Below are 15,917 nucleotides of genomic sequence, written 5' to 3' on the forward strand. Positions count from 1 at the left end.
CTTTTAAACCATTAAAAGCCAACGTTTAGAAGGGACAAACTAGCTCAAGAACTACTCGTTATGCCAATTATATAGAACTCCCACCGTATAACCATCTGGCTCGATATCAGCTTGCAAAACGTGGAAGTCTGAGTTGAGGCTACTTCTTTGATGCTCCTCAATCATTAACACTTTTAAAACACCTCCGCATGCGCCCAGCCCTCCTAGTTTAACATCAATAAATTGATACTGAGTTTGATCGGTCACCCAGGGAGACAAGAGTTGCATAGCATTTAACCATCGAGGCTCATCTCCATCAACGGATAAATGCAACTCACTAAGTGAGTGATCACACCCTACTCCAAGTTGTTTAAACACTTTATCGACAGCAATGCTTTGTTGTTTGGTATCTAAATCAATTCTAACATCATCAGTAACAAGGCCGGACTGTTGAAAAAGCACTTCGTCAAAATGATCGAGTTTTGAGATTTGGCATGCTCTTCTGCATCGCGAGCAATTTCTATAGCCAGTATCCAAGTTGCTTGTGTTTCGTTAACTTCACGGTTTATCCGATTTAGCGCCATCAAGAACGCCGCTTGACCATAAGGATAAAAATAAATTTCTCTATTGGCAGAGTTATCAAGGATAAGAGAAAACTCGTTTATCAATGCCTTAAGCAAGCTTTTATCTACCGAAGACGGTAAAAGAACGCAGATATTCCCTTTGATATCACTTTGCTCCAGTATCTCGCGCTTAGAGCGCACAAGATTTAATATCTGCTCATACAGTGATTGATCAGGATAGGATCTTGGTGTTTCTGCGGGCAATCTAAAACATTCGTTAGCTATCTCACGAACAGTGTATGGCCTGCCATTAATAGCAAGAAGATGAGTTTGAAATGCGAGTGGCATCTAGCCTCCGATTAAAACCGTAGGCATGCCAGACAGAATTTTACCACCATGAGACGTTGAATCCCCGACCCTTGCCGCTGGCTTACCGTTGATTGTAACGCTAGAAGAGCCTGCTGAGATGCTATCCGGAGGACCTATACATATAAGCTTATCTCCCTGCCTAGCCGCTGGAATGCCGCCAATTGTCACGTTTGGCGAGCCAACTACGACGGGGCCACCTACATGAGGAATTTTTCCTGTTTTTTTAGGACAAAGATGAAAGCTGCCCAATATCGCGGCTGGTTTACCCACTTTAAATCACCTTAGTTCAATGAAATTTGCCCAGCTTTAAGAGCGATAGCAGAGCCGTTAATAGATATTTTATTGCCTTTGATGTTGATTTCTCCGGAACTAGACATCTGAATCGAAGCGCCACCGACTTTGATCTCGATACTCTTTCCTGCATTAAAAGACAACACTTCACCCGTTTCATTAGAAAAGTTTTTACCTACTTTCAAGGTCGCATTCTTGCCAATCTCTTGATTGACATCATTCGTCACTTTTTCGGTTTTACTGTTTTCAACGGCAATATCAACACAGTCTTCAACTAGCATTTGGAAAAGTTTTTCGGCATGAAGATAGATGTGTTCTTCACCGGGTTTGTCATCAAAGCGCAACTCATTAAAATTAGATGTGCCTTTTTGTACAGAACGCGATTTATAACCACTTTGAGAGCTTTGCTCTGGTAACGTGTAGGGAGGGAGTTGACTACCATTGTACAGTGACCCCGTAACAATTGGCTGGTCAGGATCGCCATTGACAAACTCGACGATGACCTCTTGTCCTACTCTAGGATGAAACACCGAGCCCCATCCGTTACCCGCGATATTTTGCGCAACACGAATCCAACATGAGCTGTTTACATCGTATTTACCAACACGATCCCAGTGAAACTGAACTTTAATACGACCGTGTTTGTCTATGTAAATTTCGCCATCTTTGTTTCCCGTTACCACTGCGGTTTGCAAACCTTTCATCTGAGGTTTCGGATAGTTCACTGAAGGGCGAAGGATTGTTTTTGAGTCAACACAACTAAATGATACTTTAACACCTTGCGCAGCAGTGCCACCTTGACCAGTCTGATTATAAACAGCCGCAGATAAAAAAACGGAGGACAGTACGTATTCTTTGCCGACTCGAGACTTATCTTCATGCTTTTTAAACTTAAAGCACTTTCCCACACGGAACGTTCGACACGTTGCCTCGCCACGGCACAGATATGCGTTTTGCTGTAGTGCTTCTATAGCGTGCGTGTTTCTAAGTGCGTATTGGTCATCACTTTCCGTTTCACCCATGTATTCAAAATACTCGCTTTCAGGCACGGTAAAAAAATCACTTTCACCCTTGGCAGTATTTTTAGGATTAGACGAAGGCTTAAGCATGTTATAGCCAGACTTTTGGCTTGCTTTAGTCGTCAAAACTTGGGTTTCATGCCAAGAAGAAATATGGCTAGACTTAGCCGTACCTGTATCAAAATCGACTAAAAACTCTGTACCCGGCTTATAGAAACTGATGTCGTCAAAAATCTTAAGCGTGTGGACAGACTTAGTGTGTGTGAAACAGAACGATAGCCCTTCTTCTGACAATAAGCGTCGGACAAATTCAAGGTCTGACTCTTCATATTGCACTTTGTATGTGTATTTAGGGTACGACTTAGTTAACTCAAAACTAAAGGCGACACTATGCTCCGAGAGTACTTCGGAGATAATTTCTTTTATATCTTTATGCTGAAATATTCTGCAATTTTTTCTGTAATCGGCGAAACGTAATTTAGGCTCTATTAATAACTCTATATTTTTATAATTCTCACCATTATGAGTATTAGAAACTCGTTGCCCTTCTAATCTTGCAGCAGAGACATAACCATGTATATAACGAGGTTTTGAAGAAACATCCTCACTATTTTCAAGGGTAATTGTTACTTCTTTACCAATTATTTCGTTTAACTCACTTCGTTGATCATTAAAGTAAGCTTTAGCACGCAATGAAAAAAGTTCTGAGATCTCTTCTCTATACTCAAATGAGTTTAGTATGATGGCATCTTTTCCGAATGGAGAGGAAATTCGGATGAAATTGTTATCTTGAGTTGCTCTTTTCATTAAATACTTCTTTCAAAAAATGCGGGGGAATATTCCCCCGCATAAAAATTACATTTGTTGACCTTTAACACCGCTGTAGCCGTATACCAATGGCGCAGAAGTGTTGTTTTTATCGTCAGTAGGAGTCACTGTCATCATCATTTCAGTGTAAGAAATAGTGATGGTTTCAACTGGACGATCATCCTGGATAGAAACTGAGTAGTTAGAAATCATCGCATCAGTCAGTTCGATCTTCATGATTTCTTCAACTTTCTCACCCTGCTTAGTAATATGGAAAACCGCAGGTTTACCTTTACCAATTGTCGCTTCTTTAAATAAGTCAGGAGAAGAACGGTCTTGAAGTTTAGTGATAGTCAAATCATATAGACGAGTAGCACTCGCTTCACGGTCCATCGCTGTACCAGTGTATGATGAGATCTCACGACCTACACTCCAATCTACAGATAGTAGTGTAATCAAATCTTTATATTGCTCGGCAGTTGCCTCACCCTTAATATCTGCGTATTTAAGATACGTATTAGACTGCATGCTAAGCTCCTATAGCATTATTAATTGACATATATCGTAGTAATTTAATTATCTGACGTTTGATGATAATTAGTGATTAATGTATCAAAAACTTCATTTTAAATACGCCCTGTTATATCTTTAAATAAGACTTAATTTAAGCGTTTTTTATAAAAAATAATAGTTAATATGAACCAACTCCCAATTATTATTGAGAGTGTAAAGGATGTTAAACTATTGAGACATCAAGTCCACTAGTTGTACCTTTAACAATAATTTCATCAAACGTCTTATCATTAAGAATTGCATGCAATATTTCATGAGAAATCTTAGGAAGTAATGTGTTTTCTATGGTTGTCTGTACCACACGTGCACCGCTCCCCGACTCATTACTATTGTCTACAATATCATTAATTAGTTCTTCATCAAAAAATAGGTCAGCGCCGTAATTTTTACGAATGCGATTCGTAACTTTGGCTAATTTTAATTTTGTTATTTCTATCAATACTTCTCTTGATAGAGGCAAATAAGGTAATACATTAACACGTCCTAAAAATGCAGGTTTAAAGTCAACCAACAAATCGTCACGCAAAGCATCTTTTAGTGCTGAAGGTTCTGGAGATAAATCAGGATCAGAATACAACGACATCGTCGTTTCGGTCCCTGTATTCGCGGTCATAATAATAATAGTGTTTTTAAAATCTATATCGCGACCTTCACCATCTTTAATTGAGCCTTTATCGAATACCTGATAAAAAATATCTTGAACTCCAGGGTGTGCTTTTTCCATTTCATCCAAGAGAATCACACTATAAGGTTTGCGTCTGACGGCTTCAGTAAGTACACCACCTTCGCCATACCCAACATAACCTGGAGGCGAGCCTAATAATAAGGAAACTTTGTGCTCTTCTTTAAACTCGGACATATTGATAGTTGTGACATTCTCTTCACTGCCGTACACTTTCTCTGCAATAGCTAAAGCAGACTCAGTTTTACCCACTCCACTTGGTCCCGTGAGAAGAAATACACCATTTGGTCGTGTCTCATCCGTGAGCTGTGCACTGGCAGTTTTTATCACTTCAGACATGACTTCCAAAGCGTGATCCTGTCCGACAACTCGTTTACACAAACTCTCTTTCAAACTCAGTACAGCTTGGATTTCATCATCCTGAAGTTTGCCCAGTGGTATCCCGGTCCAATCTGAAATTACTTCTGCAATAAGCGCTTCATTGACATGCGAAAATACTAATGGCTGCGAGTTAGCGGAGAGGCTACTTTCGAGCTCCTGTAACTTGTCCTTAGCAGTCTCAGAACCCTCCTTGATTATTTGAGCTCTAAGTGACTTAGCTTCACTTACCCACTCTTTTTCTTTCTCCCACAGCATCTCTAGTTCAACTATTTCACTAGATAGAACATCAATCTCTTTTCTGACATCTTGCAACTGCATATCAAGAGATGCACCTAGCTGACTTTCTTGGCTTAGGTGCTCATACTCAGCTTGCTTAGCTTTTAGTTTATTCCTTTTCGCATCTAGACCTCCCGGTGTAGACGATTGACTTAACGCGACTCGCGAGCAGGCTGTGTCTAAAACAGACACAGCCTTATCTGGCAGTTGTCGGCCATTAATGTATCGAGCTGAGAGTTGAACGGCAGCATTGAGGGCCTGGCTAGTGATGTGGACGTCATGGTGTTGTGCCATTACGTCAAGTAAACCACGTAACATCTCGATCGCTAGCTCCGGCGCTGGCTCGTCGACCTTCACTACTTGAAAGCGTCTGGTAAGAGCCGCGTCTTTTTCAAAATACTTTTTATATTCTGCCCAAGTTGTTGCTGCGATCGTTCTGAGTTCACCTCTCGCTAACGCTGGCTTTAGAATATTCGCTGCATCACCTTGTCCTGCTTGTCCCCCACCACCAATCAGACAATGTGCTTCATCGATAAACAAAATAATGGGTTGTGGTGCGTCGTTAACTTCTTTCACAAGGTTTTTAAGTCTGTTTTCAAACTCACCTTTCATGCCAGCACCAGCTTGCAATAACGCCAGATCCAAAGACTTAATCGCTACATTTTGTAGAGCAGGAGGTACATCGCCATCAATAATCTTTTGCGCCAAGCCTTCAACAACGGCTGTTTTTCCAACGCCAGCTTCACCAGTTAGAATCGGGTTGTTTTGTCGACGTCTTAATAAGATGTCGATCATTAAGCGGATTTCATTGTCTCTACCAATAACCGGATCTATCTTACCTTCCCTAGCCTGCTCAGTAAGATCTGTTGTAAATTGATTCAGCGCAGAATTCGCGTTTGATTTCCCTAGGTCATTCGATCCTGATTGACGCGTATTACTTTCTTTAAAGTTCAATAACCGCGATGGTTCTATCTTGTTTAGCTCAGGGCTAATCGAACCAGCCATGTTGACTAACGTATCATCGGACAAGTAGGCAAATAAAAGATGAATGCAATCCAACTGCTCCTGATTGAACTCAATCGTTGCCGATAGCAAAGCATTTTGCATCACAGTCACTGTGTGAGCTGAAAGACCTGGGACCGATTGACATCCCGTTTTGTATTTTTCAAGTGTCTTTTGAAGATCAGTTTCAACCTTGATTTTATCGACATCAAATTCGTCGAAAACTTCCGAGTAAATATCGGCAGGATGTTGAATAATCGTCATTAACCAGTGAGACATTTCAATACTGTGATGGGTTCGAGAGCTTGCCATCGCAGCTGCTTGTTCAAGTGTTTCCTTAGCCTGAGGAGACAATCTTTCGACCAACGCTGAAAGTGAGAGTGAAGCCATTATGTTTCCTTTAAATAGTAATTGTTATGGTTCGATCTTTTGTGCGTTTATGTTTTTTAAGTACAGAACCAACACCTAACTGACCATGTTTTTTTGATAAACAAACTTGAGGTAATAAACTATGTTTGGTGGTGAGCTGCCATTTCACTTGCTTATGCTTACCAATAAATTCATAAGCCGCACGTTTAATAATTTCTACATTTGGATGGTTAGGCAGTAATTTACTAACCAGATCTTTGTGCTTTGGCAGAAACTCGATCGTTGTTCCTGCGTTTATATTCCAAGCTTTCGAGCCTAAGGATGCTCCGGAACCAAGTTGAGCAAACTGCCCTTCTGGCATAGTTCGAGATGAAAGACGTGTTTGCTCTTCTTTTGCAAGATGTAGCCACTGCCCTTGAAACTCATGAATCTTTACTTGGCATCCAGATAAACATTCAAGAACACTTTTTAATCCAGCTTTGCTTCTCGTCGGTGAAGCAAAAACACCACCATAGTGCAGAGACAAAGAACTACCCTGCCCAGTTAATGCCGATTTACAATCTTCTAAAGGTGAACGTAATCCCAGTGCATGAGCACGAGACTGAACGGTCAATTGACTTAGTTGCCAGCATCGATAGTAAAGAGACAGTAAACGGTGGTTAAAAATATCGTAGAAGTCCACCATTGCTGTATCGCCTTCTTTTTGACGATGCAAAGCTAACTCGCTGTAGTGCTGAGGAAGCACCCCCTGCTCACCCGTTAGGCCTATTAAATTGGTTTCAAGTGCTAGCTTGTGGCTATCAATATGTTTTAGATCGCAAAGCTGCGCATTTTCAAAACCTAACGATGGATTGACCTTTAAGTTTAGTTTTTCATGCTTCGGTAGAGCATCTGTCCCTATTTGTGCCTCGGCTTGCAAGATCTCGTGTTCGATAAGGTGAATTGCTTCAAACAACGGATGTTGCTTTAGATCTCGATAAAATTGCTCCGCGATCATAGCAACACCTTATCGCCAGTTAATGCAGGCCATAAGTGGAAGGGCTTTCCCGTTGACTTAAGTCTTATTTCTAGCTGCGTAAAAATGTTAATTTCAGCATATTGTGCAAAGTAAACGGATAGCACACTACCTAGGAGGAAGATTTGCTCTTTAGGTAAAATTTGATCAGAAACCGTCAAAATGATTTTTATACCGTGCGCAAAACCAACTTTACCTTTCTGACTGACTCTGCCGGTAGTCGGCTCGAACTCTAACTTCGCTAAAGCATCAATTACCGCTTTCGTTTCTGCGGTCCCAGAAAATGCATAGAGATTCAGAGTTTGCTTCAAAGTTGTTAATCCATCTTCTTCGGTAAAGTGGTTTAAAGTTAGAAGCTTAGTTAACTGCCATCGTGTACTTTCATCCATTTCTGGCCGGAGGGTTTCTGATATAGAAACTAAACAACGAACTGACTCGAAGTTGTCATTTACTTCCGGCAAAGAGACTTTTGGAAGACCACCTCCAAATGGAAGCTTCTGCGCTAAATTACGATTGCAGCACTCAGCTTCAACGTACATTAACCAATTTTCTCGGCTCTCCGGACTGAACAATTGATGCCTTTTATCAACAAAAGAAATGTAAGTTTCCCTACCCGGCTCATCGTATCCACCAGCCCAGTTTTTATCCTCACGTCTCATCAACCAATAAATTTCACTGGCGTTCATATAATGCGTGTGCTCACCAGCGTGATAACATGGCAGGTTGTGATACGTTTTGTTCCAGTTTCTCAATGTTACGTCAGAAATAGAGACAACCTCGTTACTCTCGGCTTCCTGGTATTGCGGTGATAAGTGGTAATCGTACTCGGTTGGTAGAATACGCTTGGGCTCCATAACACTTTTAAATAAGTTGACGACTGGCACACAACCAACCATCAAGCTCTCTTCATCCACTTGCTTAGGAAGCCAATCATCATTGGTATCAAAGTAAAAATACAGTTCAGCTTGCTCTCCAAGAGCTAGCTCTGATAATCCAAGTTCAGTGATATCAAAGAACATGAACTTCTCAGGAAAGTGCAGATACTCAACAAGTAATCTTGCTCCCGAAAAGCTTCTCTTACTGTATGGAACAACCTTCTCATCTTCTGAAAATCCCACTTCAATAAGATGCCTTTTCGTTAAAGAACGAACTTCTGTGCCACCCGCAACGACAGATAAACCAATTAGATTTTGAAATAGCATTTGGTAAAGTTTAAACGTCAACTGAGATTGCCCGTTTAAATAAAAGCGCAACCGTTCTAATCCCATGTCACTCAGAGATGTCTCTTCATCTTGGGCGGTGAGCTGGATTTTCAAAACTGAATGAGCATGGCTTTCCCATTGGGAGCCCACCGATTTAAGCGGTGCGTTTTTGAAAGCGCCAGAGGTCACATCAACAGGGTACATTCTGACCGGATAACAGGTTCTAAACTCGCATTCGTGGTATCCAGGAGCACCGATAACGACTCGCTCACCTTCTTCTACGTCAAAAAAGAGGAAGTGGAGCTAGAGCAGTTCATCTTAATGACGGACATTGATGGAATTGGTGCGTGAAAATCCGGATATAACTGCCCCATCAAAGATTCAGTGAACTGAGGATAACTATTGTCTAAACTTTGTCTAATCCTTGCCGTTAGAAATGCACAGCCTTCTAGCAATCTTTCTACATGTGGATCGTCAACCTGCTCCTCACTGATACGGAGTCTCGCAGCGATCTTAGGATACTGCTCCCCAAACTCTTGTCCTTTGTGACGTAAATAAGCTAACTCGCGATTATAGTATTTGAGAAACTCTTCACTCATTTCGCTCTACTCAGTTTCATACCTAAATTTACCGGCTCTACTTCAGAATTGAATCGCACTTCATGAATGCTGTTATCGATTAAGCAAGTGGCGCTAATTTGTAACCTCAACACCCTATCAATAGCGTTTTTCTCGTCCGAAATCTGGACATAAGGATTCCTTAACCTAGGCTCGAACTCTTTAATTGCATCATGAACAATGTCACAAAGCTGATTCTGCCCCTCTTGGCTGCTATAAGGCATCGAGGAAAAATCTGGCAGACCATAATTCAATATTGAATAGCGAACCTCTAAAAGGTCATCAGGAATGTTTTTCCATCCGATACGACTATTTAACATAGACTCCAAATCTCTAAGCAAGCTGTTCAACATCTGTTGTTGGCTCGTAGGGAAGTCTTTTTCATCTCTAGTTGAAGGATCACTATCCATCAATTTGTCGAGCAGAGAAACGGTTAAAGACATGTTATTGTTACGCTATTTGTTTCGACTCTAACAATGTAATCAAGTCACAGATTGGGAGGGCTGAATCACCAACTAGCCAACATTTTTGGCCTAAACCCACGAAGGACTCTTGCTCACCAAGCTGTTTCCAATCTGTTTCTCGACCTAGCTTTTGTGCGTCAGTTTCTGAGTCAACATAGGTCAATGGCATATGGCCTTCTCCTTCGCCAAGTCCGTCAATATCAAACTCTACAGGTCGCCAAATACTTTCTAATAAAGAGGTAGGTGCTTTTATTTCTAGCGCTTGAATGCTAGAAATTGGAACAAGAAAATAGTTACCCGCGGTGGAAAACAGTTCAATGTAACCACCTAAACGATCATCAATATCCCTAGCATCTTCATAGTTTGTACCGTTTATGTTAAAGCCTTTAATAGTACGATGCTCTTCAATGCTATGCGCTAGGTGTGACGCTTCTGCATAGTCTTGATTTTTGAGAGCGAGGTTAAAGCGAACAAGCTCTTTAGTGAATTCCTCGTCACCTAATACCTTGGCACTAGCCGCACCGTCGATAAAATCTTTTCTAGCCTGGGCCGCTTTCACTAAATGTCGCAACTGACTTGCACCAGGTAGATACTCAGGAAACAATTTGATCGATTGCATAAGTTGCTCATCCGCACGCTCGAAGTCTCCATCAATGCAAAGCAGCTCAATGAACGAGCTTCTCAAGCTTGCATCTTTAGGCGCCGCTTTAATTTCATCAATTAATAGCTCTAGAGCTTGTTGCAATTGGCCTTGGGACAAAGCATTTTTCCATTGGGTCATTGTTATTTCCTTACACCAAGTGCTCTGGTGATAATTCAGTAATTAATTTAATGCTAGATACCATTTGATCGAGCTGGAAGTGCGGTCGCAAATGGATAACAGAGTAATAGTGTCCTGGAGTTTCTCTTTTCTCTCGAACCGTAATTTTCGCTTCATTTAAGGGGTACTTCGCCCTAAGTTCATCAGATGCTTCATCCGACGCGGTAGTGTACTGATGCAACCATCGTTGAAAGTCTCGCTCAAGGCTTTCTGCATCTTGATATCCACCAATCTTGTCACGCCCCATAACCTTGAGATAATGTGCGACTCGCGACACACACAACGTGTATTGCAACATCGACGTGAGCTTTGCATTCGTTGAAATGTGTTTTTCTGCATATTGCTTAGGCTTGTAGAGAGATACATTCGAGGTCATCCCTACCATATCGGTTTCAGGTACAGGAGAAATAGAAATGAAACCGCATTCAGACAACTCTTGTTCTTTTCTCTCAGAGATCTTTAAGTTTAAAGGACATCTTTCACGGTCATTCTTGCCATTAACACGCATTTTGTTCCTAGTAGGAGCAACGATAATACCCTGACTATAATCCCCTTGCTTAATGCCTCGCATGTGCGTAAACCACCCATGCTCCTGAAACGCTCTAATTGATACGGCCGCAAAACAATACGCGCTACTCCCCCATAGCAAATCGCGATTAGAGTCGTAGACATGCTCTTGAAAGTCGAACTGATCGTTGCGTGAACCATCACTTTTATATGGCTGACGGAATAAAACATTCGGCGCAGTCAGGCCAATAAATTTGGTATCATCGTTGTCTCTCAAACTGCGCCATTTTGCGTAATCTGCCTGTTCAAATTGGGCCGCAATATCTCTTATCGCAGAAAGCTGTGAAAAACTGTCAACACCAAACATCTCCGGCGATGCTGACATAATGAACGGGCTGAATGCTGCCGCTGCAGACTGAGAGATCTTGCTGAGCACAGACAGATCTCTATCAAAATAATTTTTACTCGCATCACAACGAAGTTGATAATCGCCAACTACCACGCCAAAGGGTTCTCCCCCGGCCATGCCATATTCATTTTGATAGAGCAGCTTAAATAGTGCTGATTGGTCAAACTCGATGGCTTTTAGTGCATCTTTACTGACTTCATTCCATGTTGCCGCCAACACCTTGACTTTGACGGAGTCTGATGAGCGAGTGTCGACCTGTTCGCATAAATACCTCACGCCGATCCAACCTCTTTCGAGTTGTTGAAACTCAGGATGATGTATTATTTCGTTTAATTGAGATTCTAATAGCTCATCAATTCGGTTTATCGTGTTCATCACACTATGACGAAAACTGTCCAAATCTCTTGAACGCGTACCTTCTAGCCAAATTCGAGCTGACTCTAAAAGATCAGAAGATTCATTGAATCGAGTCAACCACGGGCTATCAAGCTCAGCATAGCCTCCTGTGCTGAATTCATGCTTTAGCTTACTGGGATCGCGAAAGTTAAGTGACACTGCTATTTCCATCTAGAACATAACGATTTGGTATGGCTGGCCCTACGACCAGCCAATTCATTTCTTATCCACCCGACTGAGGGATCTTTGCAACAAGTCGCAAAGATGTCGTCAATTCTTCCATTTGCAGCCAAGGCTTAAGCCATGCTACAGCATTGTAAGAACCTGGTGCGCCAGGGATTTCCTTAACCTGGACACGAGCATCTGCTAGAGGGTATTTCGCTCGGATCTCTTGGCCACCACCCTCTGAAGCATTTACATAGCCTAGAATCCAGCGGTTCAACCAAGACTCAACGTCTTCTGCTTCCATAAAGCTACCGATTTTATCTCGAGCCATTACCTTCAAATAATGCGCAAAACGAGATGTCGCCATCATGTAAGGTAGACGTGCTGAAATCGCCGCATTAGCCGTTGCTTCTGGAGATTCGTGGTTCGCCGGTTTTTGACAGGTTTGCGCACCAAAGAACACCGCATAGTTGGTGTTTTTGTAGTGACAAAGCGGTAAGAAACCAAGTTTACCCAGCTCTGCCTCACGTCGGTCGGTAATACCAATCTCTGTTGGACACTTCATATCAGGATCGCCATCATCACTCATGAAGAAATGTGTTGGCAAATTATCCACTCGACCACCACCTTCTGCACCACGGATAGCTGTACAGAATCCATATTTTGAGAAGGCGTCTGTTAACTTAACACCAAGAACATACGAAGAGTTCATCCAACAGTAGTCATTATGCTCAGCATTGACAGCAATACCTGACACTGGATCTACTTCGAACTCTTCAAATCCAAATTCCTCAACTGGAGCAGTGGCTTGTCCGTATGGCAAACGAGCCAGAACTTTCGGCATAGTCAGGCTAACAAAACGTGAATCAGCACTCTCACGGAACGAACGCCATTGAGCGTATTCTAGCGACTCAAAGACCTTGTCTAGATCGCGTGGTTTTGACAGTTCAGTCCACTCATCAAAACCAAATAGTGCTGGTGAGGCCGCGGACAAGAATGGGGAGAAGCCTGAAGCGGCTACATTTGACATTAGGCGCAGCGACTCAATATCCTCTGGGTGGTTGGTAAACTCATAGTCACCAATTAATGCACCATAAGGTTCACCACCTGCACTGCCAAACTCAGACTCGTAAACTTTCTTAAAGATCTGGCTTTGGTCAAATTCAACCGCTTTACTCAAGTCTTTATGTAACTCTTTCTTGGTCATACTCATCATGCGAATTTTCAGAGTAGAGCTCGTCTCTGAGTTCATCACTAGATAATTTAAACCACGCCAAGAACCTTCAAGTTTCTGTAATTCAGGATGATGCATTACTTCAGACAACTGATCAGAAATCTGTTTATCAAGTAAATTAATCGCTTCACGAAAAGTTACCGTTAGGTTTTTGTTCCAAGTAACCGTCCCTTTCATCGCTTCTTCAGTGAGCGTTTTAATTAGCTCTTCAGCACGAGAGGCTTCTGTCTGCTTAGTTGCACCAATAGCTTGATCTAAAAATGAAGTTGTTTGTTCATTAACAGTTGGATCTAACTGCTTTTCAGCTTCAGTCGTCATTATTCCGCTCCTTCAGTACTGTCTGACTTCGCTTTCTTGCCAAGATCTAACTCGCCCGCAAGTTTTGCCAGATTGTCTGTGTTGTTCAAAACATCCTCTAAGATGTTTTCAAGCTCTTCAGAACGGTCAACTTTTGTCATCAAATCACGCAGTTTATTACGCGTTTCCATCAGTTGGCGCAGTGGATCAACTTGATTTACGATCGCAGCGGGCTCAAAGTCTTGCATTGATTTAAAGTTCAAATCCACCTCAAACTGTGAATCGTCGTTCGCAAGCTTATTCGCAACTTTGAACTTAACCGATGGGTTCATCTTTTTGAGCACATCATCGAAGTTGTCTCGATCGATCTGAATAAAACGGCGGTCTTTCAAAGGCTTCAACGCTTCAGTGTTTTGACCAGCGAAGTCACCCATTACACCTACAACAAAAGGTAGCTCTTTCTTAAGAGTTGTACCTTCAGTTTCAACATCATAGGTAATGTGGACACGAGGCTTCCGTACTCGTGACAGTTTCGAGTGGATACTCGTCATACCATTCTCCCTTTATTAATTTTCATTTTGTTCTGCTATGCCAACCAAACGGAAGTAGCTTTTCTTTGCATCTCCGTCGGAGATAAGTTCCGCCAGTAACTCCGGCAGAGGCATTCCACACCAACGAATGATCTGTTCGATGGAGTAAGAAACTGGTGAGTGAGGCTCACTCTCTCTGAAGAAATCAGCCACTTGCTGCAATTGTCTAATCGCCTGCTCTCGTGATTTCATGTTTGTCGCTAATAGTGCATCAGAACTTTGTGAACTCACTTGTTGTTCCGAAGAAGAAGATTCATCCACCTCCTCCAGTTCTTCAAACACAGCTTGTGGTTGATTAAAACGCTCTCCAAGGAGATGCTTTAATGCCGAGTGTATTGATTCAAGCCTTTTTGATATATAAGAGCTAGGAGTGACATCACCTACCGCTTCATCTAATCGCTGACTGAATTCATTAAATGACTCTGTGGCGAACTCCAGATCAGCGATTAGCTCACGATAAAAGGCATCAGAGGTAGATTTAACTGTAGTTGTAATATCAGATAGCTCTGTAGCGCCAAGATCGACTCGATTTCGGCGCTTATCTTCATCTAAACGATCCAACTCAATAGCTTGCTGATATTCCCAGTAGGCATACGCTTGCTCAACGCCTACGTCAGTAAGCGGGATACAAGCAATAGGGAAAATAAGTGTTCCTTCGCTATCGATACCATTGAGGCCAGTAATCGCCGATATTCTTGTTTCAATACCATCCTCATCAGGCATTGGATAGAGATCATCCCAAAACTTCTCGATGAACTCGGTTGCGAGTTTGTACCCAACGCCCATACCACGAAAACCATGCAATCGAGTTAGAGCCTCTATAAGCCAAGCCACAAACTCTAAATCTTTAGATTGATTCGTAAGTATCTCTGGTACTTCTTCAATAAATACCCGCCATAAGTTACTATGGGTATAAATACTTTCTTCTTCTATAAGCGCATTACGCTCTGCATTTCGCGCAGCCATACGCTGATCTTTTAATCGGTAATAAGCGGACTGTGGCGATACATCTTCTCTAGGATCAACACCTGTGGGATTCTCTTGAGATATAGGAGCCAACGCTTGTTCATACCAATCGAACATCTCACTATTCATAAGACCTCCCTCTAAGAAAAACGGGGATCGTCGCGTCTTCTCTCGTTACTGCTTCAAATTCTGTCTGCGCTTGGCGAACTTTGACTAACGCACAAGTAACGTTATCACTTGCACCTCTCACTAACGCCGAATGCATGAGCGCTAATCCTGCTTGATTTACTGAGTCCGCATACAATGTCCGGTGAATTTCATCACTCGTTAATTCTTTAGAAAGCCCATCACTACACAGAAGAAATTGATCTCCGTCAGCCAACTGCCCCGAAACTTGATCAATAGTGATACTCTCATCTACCCCAACAGCTCTGGTAATAACATTTGCGAGAGGATGTGACTCAGCATCTTCAAATGCCAATAACCCTTGATCGACTAAATCCATAACTTGACTATGATCGCGTGTTTTTTGAGAAAAATGACCATTTCTAAGCTGGTAAATTCGGCTATCACCGACCCAAAGACAGTGGTAATACCTGTCCTGGATAAACAACAAAACGAGAGTTGTTCCCATCGTTTTACCGTCTAAGTGATTTTGTGCGTATTGATAAATTTCTAAATTCGCGGCTTGAACCACACTCCGGATATCATCGATATTGGTATTTGGGACATCCTGCATATGGCGCGCGATTCTATCCACTAGCATCTGGCTTGCTATGTCGCCAGCACTATGCCCACCCATTCCATCGGCTACAACCCAAATATGCTGCTCTGTCATATCTAAAAGAGCATCCTCGTTATAAGGGCGTACTTTTCCTGCGTGCGATTTAGCAAAGGTAAAATAGTTCCAATTCATTCTTCTAT

The 15,917-nt window shown here is 42.1% G+C and carries 14 protein-coding genes and 1 pseudogene; all 15 read right to left on the reverse strand.

Annotated features, from left to right (window positions below):
- Positions 1-51: 51 nt before the first annotated feature.
- The 15 genes and pseudogenes from P4S59_RS21505 to P4S59_RS21575 all read right to left on the reverse strand — a co-directional run bounded on the left by P4S59_RS21505 (position 52) and on the right by P4S59_RS21575 (position 15,909).
- Positions 52-441 carry a hypothetical protein gene (locus tag P4S59_RS21505; protein ID WP_337169026.1) on the reverse strand — a complete coding sequence of 130 codons (390 nt, stop codon included), beginning with the start codon at positions 439-441 and terminating at the stop codon, positions 52-54.
- Positions 390-890, reverse strand: coding sequence for a hypothetical protein (locus tag P4S59_RS21510; RefSeq protein WP_337169027.1), 501 nt, complete (start codon positions 888-890; stop codon positions 390-392). Before P4S59_RS21510 ends, P4S59_RS21505 begins: the two co-directional genes overlap by 52 nt.
- Positions 891-1,181 carry a PAAR domain-containing protein gene (locus tag P4S59_RS21515; protein WP_005375969.1) on the reverse strand — a complete coding sequence of 97 codons (291 nt, stop codon included), beginning with the start codon at positions 1,179-1,181 and terminating at the stop codon, positions 891-893.
- 11 nt (positions 1,182-1,192) lie between these two features.
- On the reverse strand, positions 1,193-3,028 hold the full coding sequence (tssI, locus tag P4S59_RS21520) for a type VI secretion system tip protein TssI/VgrG (protein ID WP_337169028.1): 1,836 nt from the start codon (positions 3,026-3,028) through the stop codon (positions 1,193-1,195).
- 48 nt (positions 3,029-3,076) lie between these two features.
- On the reverse strand, positions 3,077-3,556 hold the full coding sequence (locus tag P4S59_RS21525) for an Hcp family type VI secretion system effector (RefSeq protein WP_005375967.1): 480 nt from the start codon (positions 3,554-3,556) through the stop codon (positions 3,077-3,079).
- A 208-nt stretch (positions 3,557-3,764) separates the two neighbouring features.
- Positions 3,765-6,332 carry a type VI secretion system ATPase TssH gene (tssH, locus tag P4S59_RS21530; protein WP_337169029.1) on the reverse strand — a complete coding sequence of 856 codons (2,568 nt, stop codon included), beginning with the start codon at positions 6,330-6,332 and terminating at the stop codon, positions 3,765-3,767.
- A 10-nt stretch (positions 6,333-6,342) separates the two neighbouring features.
- On the reverse strand, positions 6,343-7,308 hold the full coding sequence (gene tssG / locus P4S59_RS21535) for a type VI secretion system baseplate subunit TssG (RefSeq protein WP_053808355.1): 966 nt from the start codon (positions 7,306-7,308) through the stop codon (positions 6,343-6,345).
- Positions 7,305-9,127 (reverse strand): annotated as a pseudogene (gene tssF, locus P4S59_RS21540) (type VI secretion system baseplate subunit TssF). The gene tssG and the pseudogene tssF overlap by 4 nt, the downstream one beginning before the upstream one ends.
- A complete protein-coding gene (gene tssE, locus P4S59_RS21545) occupies positions 9,124-9,588 on the reverse strand; it encodes a type VI secretion system baseplate subunit TssE (protein ID WP_012842186.1) in 465 nt (154 codons plus the stop codon). Before tssE ends, tssF begins: the two are co-directional and overlap by 4 nt.
- Before the next feature lie 7 nt (positions 9,589-9,595).
- Positions 9,596-10,390, reverse strand: coding sequence for a type VI secretion system accessory protein TagJ (locus P4S59_RS21550; protein WP_104973744.1), 795 nt, complete (start codon positions 10,388-10,390; stop codon positions 9,596-9,598).
- A 10-nt stretch (positions 10,391-10,400) separates the two neighbouring features.
- Entirely contained in the window at positions 10,401-11,912 is a 1,512-nt protein-coding gene (gene tssC, locus P4S59_RS21555) for a type VI secretion system contractile sheath large subunit (RefSeq protein ID WP_152814361.1), read from the reverse strand.
- A 52-nt stretch (positions 11,913-11,964) separates the two neighbouring features.
- Complete coding sequence (tssC, locus tag P4S59_RS21560; RefSeq protein ID WP_005396386.1) at positions 11,965-13,458, reverse strand: type VI secretion system contractile sheath large subunit; 1,494 nt, start codon at positions 13,456-13,458, stop codon at positions 11,965-11,967.
- Positions 13,458-13,988 carry a type VI secretion system contractile sheath small subunit gene (gene tssB, locus P4S59_RS21565; protein ID WP_005396385.1) on the reverse strand — a complete coding sequence of 177 codons (531 nt, stop codon included), beginning with the start codon at positions 13,986-13,988 and terminating at the stop codon, positions 13,458-13,460. The genes tssC (P4S59_RS21560) and tssB overlap by 1 nt, the downstream gene beginning before the upstream one ends.
- A gap of 15 nt (positions 13,989-14,003) precedes the next feature.
- Positions 14,004-15,122, reverse strand: coding sequence for a type VI secretion system protein TssA (tssA, locus tag P4S59_RS21570; protein WP_337169030.1), 1,119 nt, complete (start codon positions 15,120-15,122; stop codon positions 14,004-14,006).
- Positions 15,115-15,909 (reverse strand): PP2C family protein-serine/threonine phosphatase, encoded by a 795-nt coding sequence (locus tag P4S59_RS21575; RefSeq protein WP_337169031.1) that lies wholly within the window; start codon positions 15,907-15,909, stop codon positions 15,115-15,117. Before P4S59_RS21575 ends, tssA begins: the two co-directional genes overlap by 8 nt.
- Between the last annotated feature and the right edge of the window lie 8 nt (positions 15,910-15,917).

This window comes from Vibrio sp. M60_M70, assembly GCF_037162085.1.
Taxonomy (GTDB): Bacteria; Pseudomonadota; Gammaproteobacteria; order Enterobacterales; family Vibrionaceae; genus Vibrio; species Vibrio diabolicus.

What these genes read in the sequence shown, in the direction of transcription:
- P4S59_RS21510 (WP_337169027.1), bottom strand. Translation starts at nt 890, where the DNA reads ATGCCACTCGCATTTCAAACTCATCTTCTTGCTATTAATGGCAGGCCA.
- tssC (WP_152814361.1), bottom strand. Translation starts at nt 11,912, where the DNA reads ATGGAAATAGCAGTGTCACTTAACTTTCGCGATCCCAGTAAGCTAAAG.
- tssH (WP_337169029.1), bottom strand. Translation starts at nt 6,332, where the DNA reads ATGGCTTCACTCTCACTTTCAGCGTTGGTCGAAAGATTGTCTCCTCAG.
- tssC (WP_005396386.1), bottom strand. Translation starts at nt 13,458, where the DNA reads ATGACGACTGAAGCTGAAAAGCAGTTAGATCCAACTGTTAATGAACAA.
- tssG (WP_053808355.1), bottom strand. Translation starts at nt 7,308, where the DNA reads ATGATCGCGGAGCAATTTTATCGAGATCTAAAGCAACATCCGTTGTTT.
- tssA (WP_337169030.1), bottom strand. Translation starts at nt 15,122, where the DNA reads ATGAATAGTGAGATGTTCGATTGGTATGAACAAGCGTTGGCTCCTATA.
- P4S59_RS21575 (WP_337169031.1), bottom strand. Translation starts at nt 15,909, where the DNA reads ATGAATTGGAACTATTTTACCTTTGCTAAATCGCACGCAGGAAAAGTA.
- tssE (WP_012842186.1), bottom strand. Translation starts at nt 9,588, where the DNA reads ATGTCTTTAACCGTTTCTCTGCTCGACAAATTGATGGATAGTGATCCT.
- P4S59_RS21550 (WP_104973744.1), bottom strand. Translation starts at nt 10,390, where the DNA reads ATGACCCAATGGAAAAATGCTTTGTCCCAAGGCCAATTGCAACAAGCT.
- tssB (WP_005396385.1), bottom strand. Translation starts at nt 13,988, where the DNA reads ATGACGAGTATCCACTCGAAACTGTCACGAGTACGGAAGCCTCGTGTC.
- tssI (WP_337169028.1), bottom strand. Translation starts at nt 3,028, where the DNA reads ATGAAAAGAGCAACTCAAGATAACAATTTCATCCGAATTTCCTCTCCA.
- P4S59_RS21525 (WP_005375967.1), bottom strand. Translation starts at nt 3,556, where the DNA reads ATGCAGTCTAATACGTATCTTAAATACGCAGATATTAAGGGTGAGGCA.